Raw genomic sequence first — 9220 nt, forward strand, 5'->3', positions numbered from 1 at the left:
ATGACGCGTGATGAAGTCTACAATGGTTATGCCAGCGGCACCTCAATGGGCTCGTTTGTCACAGCAGAGGACATCGCAAATATGGCTGTCTTCCTCGCAAGTAAGGGCGCTAGGTTGGTCTCAGGTCAGGTGGTTGCGGTAGACGGACATACCGTCAATCCCGATCCTCAGGTCTGATTTAAGTCGGCGGCAATCGCTGTGCCAGCGGCCCAGCCGCTGGACCACGCCCATTGGAAATTATATCCACCAAGCCAACCGGTTACGTCAATTGCTTCACCTATCACATAAAGCCCTTTTTGGGCCTTAGCCTCCATCGTTTTCGACGACACGCCGTCCGTATCAATCCCACCCAAGGTCACTTCAGCCGTGCGATATCCTTCGCTGCCCGTTGGTCGCTGCTCCCAATGGCGCAGGCGATTACAAAGCGCCTCAAGGGCCTTGTCAGACTGATCACCAATCCGCCCTGTGATCGCGAATTCTTCGACCACATGCTGCGCCAATCTCGCAGGAATCTGCTGGGCTAAAATAGTGCTCACATCCCGCTTGCCTTGCTCGCGGCGTGCAAGGCGCAGCGTATCAAACAACGTTCTGCTCGGATCAATATCCAGCGACACCACATCTCCCTCTTTCCAATAAGAGGACGCCTGCAAAATCGCAGGCCCCGACAGACCGCGATGGGTGAACAAAACAGCCTCTTCAAACGCGACACTATTGGCCGTCGCGCGCGCTGGCGTCGCCACACCTGAAATGGGCGCATAGCGTTGATCTGCAAACGTCAGCGGAACAAGGGCAGGGCGAATGTCCGTCAGCGCCAACCCGAATTGCTGTGCAATGTCATAGGCAAACCCCGTCGCGCCCATCTTTGGGATCGACTTGCCGCCACTTGCCAGAACAAGGTTTTTCGCGCGCAAAGCAACCTGCTTGCCGTCACGTTCACTTGCAATGTGATACAGCCCGGCCTCATAGCGCACAGATCTAACCGAAGTCTTAAGCCAAAGCTCCGCGCCCGCCTTGTCCATTTCGCTCAACAGCATCGCAACAATCTGCTTGGCGCTCTCATCACAAAAGAGTTGCCCAAGCGTCTTCTCATGATAGGCAATTTTGTACTTCGTAATCAAATCAATGAAGTCCCATTGCGTATATCGCTTCAGAGCGGACTTGCAAAAATGCGGGTTTTCCGAGATGAAATTTGCCGAAGAAGCGCCTAAATTTGTAAAATTACAACGTCCGCCCCCGGAAATGCGGATTTTCTCACCTGCGGCCTTGGCGTGATCAATCACAAGCGTGCGCCCGCCAGAATAGGCCGCGCACATCATGCCTGCCGCACCTGCACCGATAATAATCGTGTCAAAATCCATGCTCGTCACCGGCCCTTAAAAAGAATCCTCTTTCCTCTCTCTACAAATATCCCCGCCGGAGGCAAACCGCATGGCCCCAAGGCCATGCTCATAAAGCATGCCGTCTCGCGGCATTCCGCTTGATTGCAAAGAAGACTGGCAATCGATTCGCTGATTCGCTACATTGCAAGCAGATCCTGAATAACAGGACATGTTCGAGGCAACGATCAGCGGTGATCTATGACGGAAATGGTTTATGGCAGCGTCCCCGTACGGGATGGCGAGCCGGTGCTACCCAAATGGTGGCGTACAGTCGATAAATGGTCAATGTCCTGCATTCTGATCCTATTCGGGATCGGAATTTTGCTTGGCTTGGCAGCGTCGCCACCTTTGGCCGCAAAAAACGGGTTCGAACCCTTCCACTATGTTCAGCGACAAGCCTTTTTTGGCGGCCTCGCACTCACAGCGATGTTGATCACCTCGATGTTCAATCCCGTTGTTGTGCGCCGTTTGGCGGTTCTTGGCTTTCTCGTCTCCTTCATCGCGCTGATCCTGCTACCCTTCTTCGGAACGGACTTCGGCAAAGGCGCGACGCGTTGGTATTCGCTTGGCTTTGCATCCGTGCAACCTTCCGAATTCCTCAAACCCGGTTTCATCGTTGTCGCCGCTTGGATGATGGCCGCTTCGCAAGAGATTGGTGGCCCGCCCGGGCGTCTTTGGTCTTTCATGCTCACCGTCACAATCGTTCTAATCCTCGCGATGCAGCCAGATTTTGGTCAGGCTTGCCTGATCCTCTTTGGTTGGGGCGTGATGTATTTCGTGGCTGGTGCGCCAATGACCTTGCTGCTCTGCATCGCAGGGTTGGTCGTCGCGGGTGGCTTTGTCGCTTACAACAATTCCGAACACTTCGCGCGCCGCATTGATGGGTTTCTGTCAACGGACGTCGATCCGACCACACAGCTTGGCTATGCGACCAATGCGATCCGTGAGGGCGGTTTCTTTGGCGTCGGCGTGGGCGAGGGGGAAGTGAAGTGGTCTTTGCCCGATGCGCATACAGATTTCATCATCGCTGTTGCCGCAGAAGAATACGGTCTCTTCCTCGTGCTCTGCATTATTCTGATCTACGCGAGCATTATCGTCCGCTCGCTCCTTCGCCTGATGCGTGAGCGTGATCCGTTTATCCGCCTCGCGGGCACCGGCCTTGCCTGCATGTTCGCCGTGCAGGCGATGATCAACATGGGCGTTGCGGTGCGTTTGCTCCCTGCGAAAGGCATGACTTTGCCATTTGTGAGCTACGGTGGCTCGTCACTGATCGCAGGCGGTATTGCAGTTGGCATGCTTTTGGCATTTACCCGTACCCGCCCACAAGGCGAAATTGGTGATCTGTTACGAGGACGTTTAAGATGAGTGAGAAAGCGCCGCTCTTGGTTATCGCGGCTGGGGGCACGGGGGGGCATATGTTTCCTGCCCAAGCGTTGGCCGAAGCAATGTTGCGCAAAGGTTGGCGCGTGAAACTCAGCACCGATGCGCGCGGCGCGCGGTATACGGGCGGCTTTCCTCACACGGTAGAGATCGAACAAATCGCCAGCGCCACCTTCGCGCGCGGTGGTCTCCTTGCGAAACTCGCAGTGATCCCGCGCATTTTGGGCGGCGTTATTGGCTCAACCTTCAAGATGCTCGGCGACAAGCCTGACATCGTTGTTGGCTTTGGCGGCTATCCAAGCATTCCCGCATTGGCAGCGGCAACAATCCTGCGCCGCCCGCGCATGATCCATGAACAAAACGGCGTACTTGGTCGCGTGAACCAAATCTTCGCCAAACGCGTCGATGCGATTGCTTGCGGTACATGGCCCACCGAATTGCCCGAGGGCGTCACTTCGCATCACACGGGCAACCCAGTGCGCAGCACCGTTCTAGAACGTGCTGGCGCTGGATACATCGCGCCCGGTGATTACCCGATGAGCTTGCTCGTCATGGGCGGCTCCCAAGGTGCGCGTATTTTGTCGGACGTTGTGCCACCCGCGATTGCCGCCTTGCCAATGGATATTCTGCGGAACCTGCGCGTCAGCCATCAAGCGCGCGATGAAGATGGTCAGCGCGTTGCGGATTATTACGCGGAGCAGGGCATCAACGCCGACGTGCAGCCCTTCTTCAACGATGTGCCTAATCGTATGAGCGAGGCACAATTGGTGATCTCCCGCGCGGGGGCATCCTCCGTTGCCGACATTTCGATCATTGGCCGACCATCTATCTTGGTGCCCTTCGCAGCAGCAACAGCAGACCACCAAAGCGCCAACGCACGTGGGCTGACCGAAGCGGGGGCTGCGATCCTCATGCCTGAAAGCGCTTTTGATGTGGATGCCTTGACCGAGCAATTGAACACGGTTTTGAGCAACCCCGATGGCGCGCAGCAAATGGCGAATGCCGCGCTCGATTGCGGCAAACCGGATGCAACAGAACAACTTGTCGACATGGTGGAATACCTCGCGACGCAAAAGAAGACATGAAAGACGAAGTGATGAGTGCAGCACAAACTTTGAACCCGCCCACGAAACTGCCCGGTGACGTGGGCCCGATCCATTTTGTCGGTATCGGCGGGATTGGAATGTCTGGTATTGCCGAAGTTCTTCTCAACCACGGCTATGTGGTGCAGGGCTCTGATCTGAAAAGTTCACCCATCACCGAACGGCTTGAAAAACTGGGGGGCAAGATTTTCGTCGGGCAAAGCGCCGAAAACTTGGCAAGCGCCGAAGTTGTTGTGATTTCCTCGGCGATCAAACCGGGCAATCCTGAACTTGACGAAGCGCGCCGTCGCGGACTGCCCGTTGTACGCCGCGCTGAAATGCTCGCCGAACTCATGCGCCTCAAACTCAACATCGCCGTTGCGGGCACCCATGGGAAGACGACCACCACCACAATGGTCGCGACTTTGCTTGATGCGGGCAAATTCGATCCGACGGTTGTGAACGGCGGTATCATTCATGCCTATGGCTCTAACGCACGCATGGGGCAGGGCGAATGGATGGTTGTGGAGGCCGATGAAAGCGACGGGACCTTTAACCGTCTGCCCGCGACAATCGCCATCGTCACCAATATCGATCCTGAACACATGGAGCATTGGGGTACCGAGGAAAACCTGCACCAAGGTTTCCTCGATTTCGTCTCCAACATCCCGTTCTATGGCGTTGCGATCTGCTGTACTGACGATACCGATGTACAAACGCTGGTTGGTAAACTGACCGACCGCCGCGTCATCACCTATGGGTTCAACGCTCAAGCCGACGTGCGCGCGGTTGGCCTGCACTACAAGGGCGGCGTTGCCATGTTCGACATCCATTTGCAGAATGAGGATCAAGTGATCGAAGGCTGCTCTTTGCCGATGCCGGGGGATCACAACGTCTCCAACGCTTTGTCCGCTGTCGCGGCTGCGCGCCACTTGGGCATGTCGGGCGATGACATTCGCGCGGCGCTCGCGGCGTTCGGCGGTGTGAACCGTCGCTTTACCAAAGTGGGCGAAGTCAATGGCGTGACGATCATCGACGACTATGGCCACCACCCGACAGAAATCGCAGCCGTGCTCAAAGCCGCGCGTCAAGCGTCTGAGGGGCGCGTAATCGCGATCCACCAGCCGCACCGTTTCACACGCTTGCACCATCACTTCGATGACTTCTGCTCCTGCTTCAACGAGGCGGACGTGGTCGCGATCACCGAAATCTATGCGGCGGGCGAAGAGCCGATTGAAGGCGCATCACGCGATGATTTGGTCGCAGGCTTGATCCGCCATGGCCACCGCCATGCGCGCGCGATCACGACCGAGGAAGACCTGATCAAACTGGTCAAAGAACAAGCGCAATCCGGCGATATGGTCGTCTGCCTCGGGGCGGGTACGATCTCCACTTGGGCCAACGGACTGCCTGGGCACCTCACCGTTTAAAGTGAAAATCGAAAGGCGTGTTAAATAGGGACGATAACGCTGTGTCTAATTCAGCTTTCATTATTTTGACTGGCGCAATCTTTTCGTTTCCCATCTGCGCGGTCTATTTCGGTTTGAAAGGGTTTTGGCGCAGCTTCGTCGTCTGGGCGATCTTATTATTGTCCGTAACCTGCGCGATGAACATTTTCATGCATGCGGAACTGAATGATCCAGATTTCAGGTTGAATCGCAACTGGGTCGATCGAGAAGATCATGCGCTTGTAGTATTTGTCGTTTTTTGCGCTGCTGTGCTTTCGGTCGCCTGCGCATCTGCAATTTATGCAACATCGGCATATTTTAGAAGGAAACCGAAATGAGCCTGTCACTGATCTTCGGAGCGATCTATGTGCTCTGCGCGGCGGTGGTGGCCTTGCTACCGATCCGCCGCCAGTATTGGCCCGCTGGGATCATGCTATTGCTGGCCCCCGTCTTGCTGGGTTTCATCGGATATCAACACGGCTGGATTTGGTTCGTGCTTGGCATGTTTGCCTTCCTGTCGATGTTCCGCAACCCGCTGCGCTACCTGTGGCGCGTGGCGAAGGGGGAACGTCCGGAGTTGCCGGAATGAGCCTGTCTTTGGTCCTTGCGCTGTTCTGGCTCGTCACGGCCAACGTGATCGCGATGTTCCCGTCCAAAGACCACCACTGGCGCAACGCCTATGTGCTGATCGCGATTGGTGTGCCCTTGCTCGGCTGGGTCTGGGCGCAAAACGGGTTTTGGGTGGCGCTGCTGGTACTGGTCGCCGCCATGTCGATCCTGCGCTGGCCGGTGATTTACCTGACGCGCTGGATGAAGGGTTTCTTCCGCTGATTGTTTCGCGAGCGAAACATTTGTTGTTTGTTAACAGGTAGTTAAGGTCGATGTGGGTTAACGACGTATTAATCCCCTTGTGACGCAGGCAACTATCCCCCAAGTTGCACAGATGATCGCCGCAAAAGATATCGACGATGAAGACTCCTTGTGGCAGTGGCTTACGGAGTGGCCTAAGTCAAAAGATATGGATGAAGATGCTGCTGCAAAGGTTGCAATCAGCATTACCCATCGCATTGCTTTGCAGGGCTTTCCATTGGTTTGGAAATGGTTTTCTGGAAAAGAAGCTATTGAACATGATTTGTCCGCGCTGCCCTTTCTTCGGTGTTTTTGATCTCCGGGGTTTCCAGTCAATGTCTGCGACCAGAAATTAAAAATATTGCAGTTTCAGTTGCTGGAGACGCAGTGCACTTTGCCTACTTGGCTACTGAAGGAAAAGTAGCATCCTCTGGTAGCAGGGCTTTCGACCGCGCCTTTTGCATGGCATTTAAAGCGGCTTCGGCAGCTGAGGCTGCTATCGACCCTGTTAACCAAGCTTGCGATGCGGTGTCCGACATTCGTTACGGCCCATTTGCCAATGATGCTGACACCATTTGGAAGCAAATTCAGCTTGATGGGGTGATGCTTGAAGCCGGTGAGGATGTTATGACCTTGGCTCTATGGCACGATACGGCGCCGCGCTGGTTTGATGAGGCCATGACAAGTGTTCGCCAAAATATTCAAGCGGATCGGAGTGCGTGGGATTTTTGGATGAGTTGGTGGGAGAGCTCGATCAAAGGGGAATTGTTGCCGGAAGCGTTGCTCACAGAAATAGCCGTTGTTCCTGATGACGTTTGGTACGAGGAAGCTCGGATTTTTGCTGACGTTTTAACAAGGGTTGTCACGCGCTTTGAGAATGGGGGAGAGCCCCTGAGGTTTGCCAATACTGAAATGGCAAATCAATCGGTGCCAAATAGTTGGTTTTGGCAGATACAAAATAAGATATTTGAGAAACTTCGAAATCGCTTTAATTCCTAAAGTAAGTAAACAGAGTTACAATTCAAATTTAGAAAATGGCCGACTAGTCGGCCAGCGCCCAAACCGCCCCCACGGGGGGGGCGCTTCGCTTGCACCCCTCGGTTCGGGCGCGGGGCTGTCTTTTGCGAAGGCAAGTAGATGGATGGGTTGCTGGAGCGAATTGTTGAGGTGTTGAACGAAGTAAAGTTATCAATCTTTGAGCGCTAGATTGCGACCTATTCGCGAACTTTCTGCTTGATCTACAATCGAGTTGAAGGCTTCTGTCTGGTGGCGAATTGTCGAGAAATGTAGGGTTGCCGAAGCGCAGACAAGAACGATAGCCAATATCGTTATTCTTGTCTGTTTTGTCATTTCAGGCGTCCTTATGGCTTTGGTGCGCTAAACGGGAATCGGATTTTAGAACGCGTTTGGCTAAGGGGCAATTATGCACGTTTGAGCGTAATTCAATGGGTTCGAGGATTGCATGTGAGCTTCAAACCGAATGTTCGCATGTTGTGAAGCGCTGTGCTTTCCAAAACCATTTTTCAGGTTTAGATGTTCGAAAACACAAGAACGAGCATCCTATGACTGACTTTTCCCATATTCGCGGCAAGATTACGATGGATCGTCCACTTGCCGATCTCACTTGGCTTCGCGTCGGCGGGCCTGCGCAGATGTTTTTTCAGCCTGCGGATGTGGATGATCTTGCAGCCTTCCTTAAGACTGCGCCGCTCGATATGCCGATCTTCCCGATGGGGGTTGGATCGAACCTGATTGTGCGCGATGGGGGGATTAAAGGCGCGGTGATCCGGATGGGGCGCGGCTTTAACCATATTGAGTTTGACGGCGATCTGGTGCGCTGCGGGGTTGCGGCGCTCGATGCGCATGTGGCGCGTAAGGCGGCGGATCAGGGGCTGGACCTCACCTTTTTGCGCACGATCCCTGGCGCGATTGGGGGTGCGGTGCGGATGAACGCGGGGTGTTATGGCAGCTATGTTGCGGATCATTTCGTGAGCGCGACGGCCCTGACGCGGGCGGGCGAGGTGGTGACATTGACCGCTGATGAGCTGGAATTTGCCTATCGTCGCAGCAGCTTGCCCGAGGGTTGGGTTATCACAGAGGCCGTGCTGTGCGCAGAGGCAGGCGATCCCGAGGCACTGCATGCCAAGATGGAAGAACAGCTACGCAAACGCGATGAAACGCAGCCCACGAAGGATCGCACGGCAGGCTCGACCTTCCGCAATCCTGCCGGATTTTCGTCAACAGGGCAGGCGGATGACACCCATGAGCTGAAAGCGTGGAAGGTCATTGACGAGGCCGGAATGCGGGGCGCGACCCTTGGCGGGGCGCAAATGAGCACCAAACATCCGAACTTTCTGATCAACACGGGTGGCGCAACTGCCGCAGATTTAGAGGGTTTGGGCGAGATGGTGCGAAAAAAGGTTTTCCAAACACAATCAATAGAGTTACACTGGGAAGTGTTGAGGATCGGCGAACCGGTCCCGCAGTAATAAAGGGAGCCTGATGAACAGGCCCCGCAGGTGAAAAAAGAGCGGGCAGCTCTTCGTAAAAATTGAGGCACGAGTTGGGAATGTCGAGCAGGCAACCCCGTAAAGTGGCTGTATTGATGGGCGGACCTTCGGCTGAACGCGAAGTGTCTTTGGCGTCAGGGCGTGAATGCGTCGCAGCACTGCGGGAACACGGATATGAAGTTGTAGAGATTGATGCGGGCGCTGATTTGGCGGCGCGTTTGGTCGATCTTGCACCTGACGTTGTTTTCAATGCCTTGCATGGGCGTTGGGGCGAAGATGGCTGCGTTCAAGGTATGCTTGAGTGGCTTGGTATTCCGTACACGCATTCTGGCGTTTTGGCCTCGGCTCTCGCGATGGATAAGCAGCGCAGCAAGGAAGTATTTCGTCAAGCCGGCCTGCCGATCATGGAAAGCATTATCGCCCCTGCCGCAGAAGTGCGCACGCGTCATGTGATGGACGCGCCTTATGTGGTGAAGCCGAATAGCGAAGGGTCTTCCGTCGGCGTTTACCTTGTGAATGAGGCGGCCAATGGTCCGCCGCAACTGTCCGATGATATGCCAGAGATGGTCATG

11 protein-coding genes and 1 pseudogene are annotated in these 9220 nt (G+C 55.0%); 11 read left to right on the top strand and 1 reads right to left on the bottom strand.

Features of this window, described 5'->3' with window-relative positions; all coding sequences use genetic code 11:
• The coding region (locus tag ABJQ89_RS12790) for an SDR family oxidoreductase (RefSeq protein ID WP_348496612.1) at positions 1-177 on the top strand (177 nt) is incomplete at its 5' end.
• Here the strand turns inward: ABJQ89_RS12790 and ABJQ89_RS12795 are convergent.
• The gene (locus ABJQ89_RS12795) at positions 168-1358 is read right to left on the bottom strand and encodes an NAD(P)/FAD-dependent oxidoreductase (protein WP_348496602.1); all 1191 of its coding nucleotides are present in this window, start codon (positions 1356-1358) and stop codon (positions 168-170) included. The genes ABJQ89_RS12790 and ABJQ89_RS12795 overlap by 10 nt on opposite strands.
• Positions 1359-1577: 219 nt before the next feature.
• Here ABJQ89_RS12795 and ftsW point away from each other — a divergent pair, with 219 nt between their 5' ends.
• The 10 genes and pseudogenes from ftsW to ABJQ89_RS12845 all read left to right on the top strand — a co-directional run.
• Positions 1578-2744 carry a putative lipid II flippase FtsW gene (ftsW, locus tag ABJQ89_RS12800; protein ID WP_348496603.1) on the top strand — a complete coding sequence of 389 codons (1167 nt, stop codon included), beginning with the start codon at positions 1578-1580 and terminating at the stop codon, positions 2742-2744.
• Positions 2741-3844, top strand: coding sequence for a UDP-N-acetylglucosamine--N-acetylmuramyl-(pentapeptide) pyrophosphoryl-undecaprenol N-acetylglucosamine transferase (locus ABJQ89_RS12805; protein ID WP_348496604.1), 1104 nt, complete (start codon positions 2741-2743; stop codon positions 3842-3844). The genes ftsW and ABJQ89_RS12805 overlap by 4 nt, the downstream gene beginning before the upstream one ends.
• Before the next feature lie 11 nt (positions 3845-3855).
• Entirely contained in the window at positions 3856-5271 is a 1416-nt protein-coding gene (murC, locus tag ABJQ89_RS12810; protein WP_348496605.1) for a UDP-N-acetylmuramate--L-alanine ligase, read from the top strand.
• 41 nt (positions 5272-5312) lie between these two features.
• Positions 5313-5627 (top strand): hypothetical protein, encoded by a 315-nt coding sequence (locus ABJQ89_RS12815; protein ID WP_348496606.1) that lies wholly within the window; start codon positions 5313-5315, stop codon positions 5625-5627.
• The gene (locus ABJQ89_RS12820) at positions 5624-5878 is read left to right on the top strand and encodes a DUF2484 family protein (protein ID WP_348496607.1); all 255 of its coding nucleotides are present in this window, start codon (positions 5624-5626) and stop codon (positions 5876-5878) included. Before ABJQ89_RS12815 ends, ABJQ89_RS12820 begins: the two co-directional genes overlap by 4 nt.
• Positions 5875-6120, top strand: coding sequence for a DUF2484 family protein (locus tag ABJQ89_RS12825; protein WP_348496608.1), 246 nt, complete (start codon positions 5875-5877; stop codon positions 6118-6120). Before ABJQ89_RS12820 ends, ABJQ89_RS12825 begins: the two co-directional genes overlap by 4 nt.
• A 112-nt stretch (positions 6121-6232) precedes the next feature.
• On the top strand, positions 6233-6454 hold the full coding sequence (locus ABJQ89_RS12830; protein WP_348496609.1) for a hypothetical protein: 222 nt from the start codon (positions 6233-6235) through the stop codon (positions 6452-6454).
• Positions 6445-7137, top strand: a complete 693-nt coding sequence (locus ABJQ89_RS12835) for a hypothetical protein (protein ID WP_348496610.1) — start codon at positions 6445-6447, stop codon at positions 7135-7137. The genes ABJQ89_RS12830 and ABJQ89_RS12835 overlap by 10 nt, the downstream gene beginning before the upstream one ends.
• Before the next feature lie 563 nt (positions 7138-7700).
• Entirely contained in the window at positions 7701-8627 is a 927-nt protein-coding gene (gene murB / locus ABJQ89_RS12840) for a UDP-N-acetylmuramate dehydrogenase (protein ID WP_348496611.1), read from the top strand.
• Between the two features lie 116 nt (positions 8628-8743).
• Positions 8744-9220: pseudogene (locus ABJQ89_RS12845) on the top strand (D-alanine--D-alanine ligase); the annotation flags it as partial.

Origin of the sequence: Planktotalea sp., from assembly GCF_039984035.1 — a bacterium.
In the GTDB taxonomy this organism is placed as follows: domain Bacteria; phylum Pseudomonadota; class Alphaproteobacteria; order Rhodobacterales; family Rhodobacteraceae; genus Planktotalea.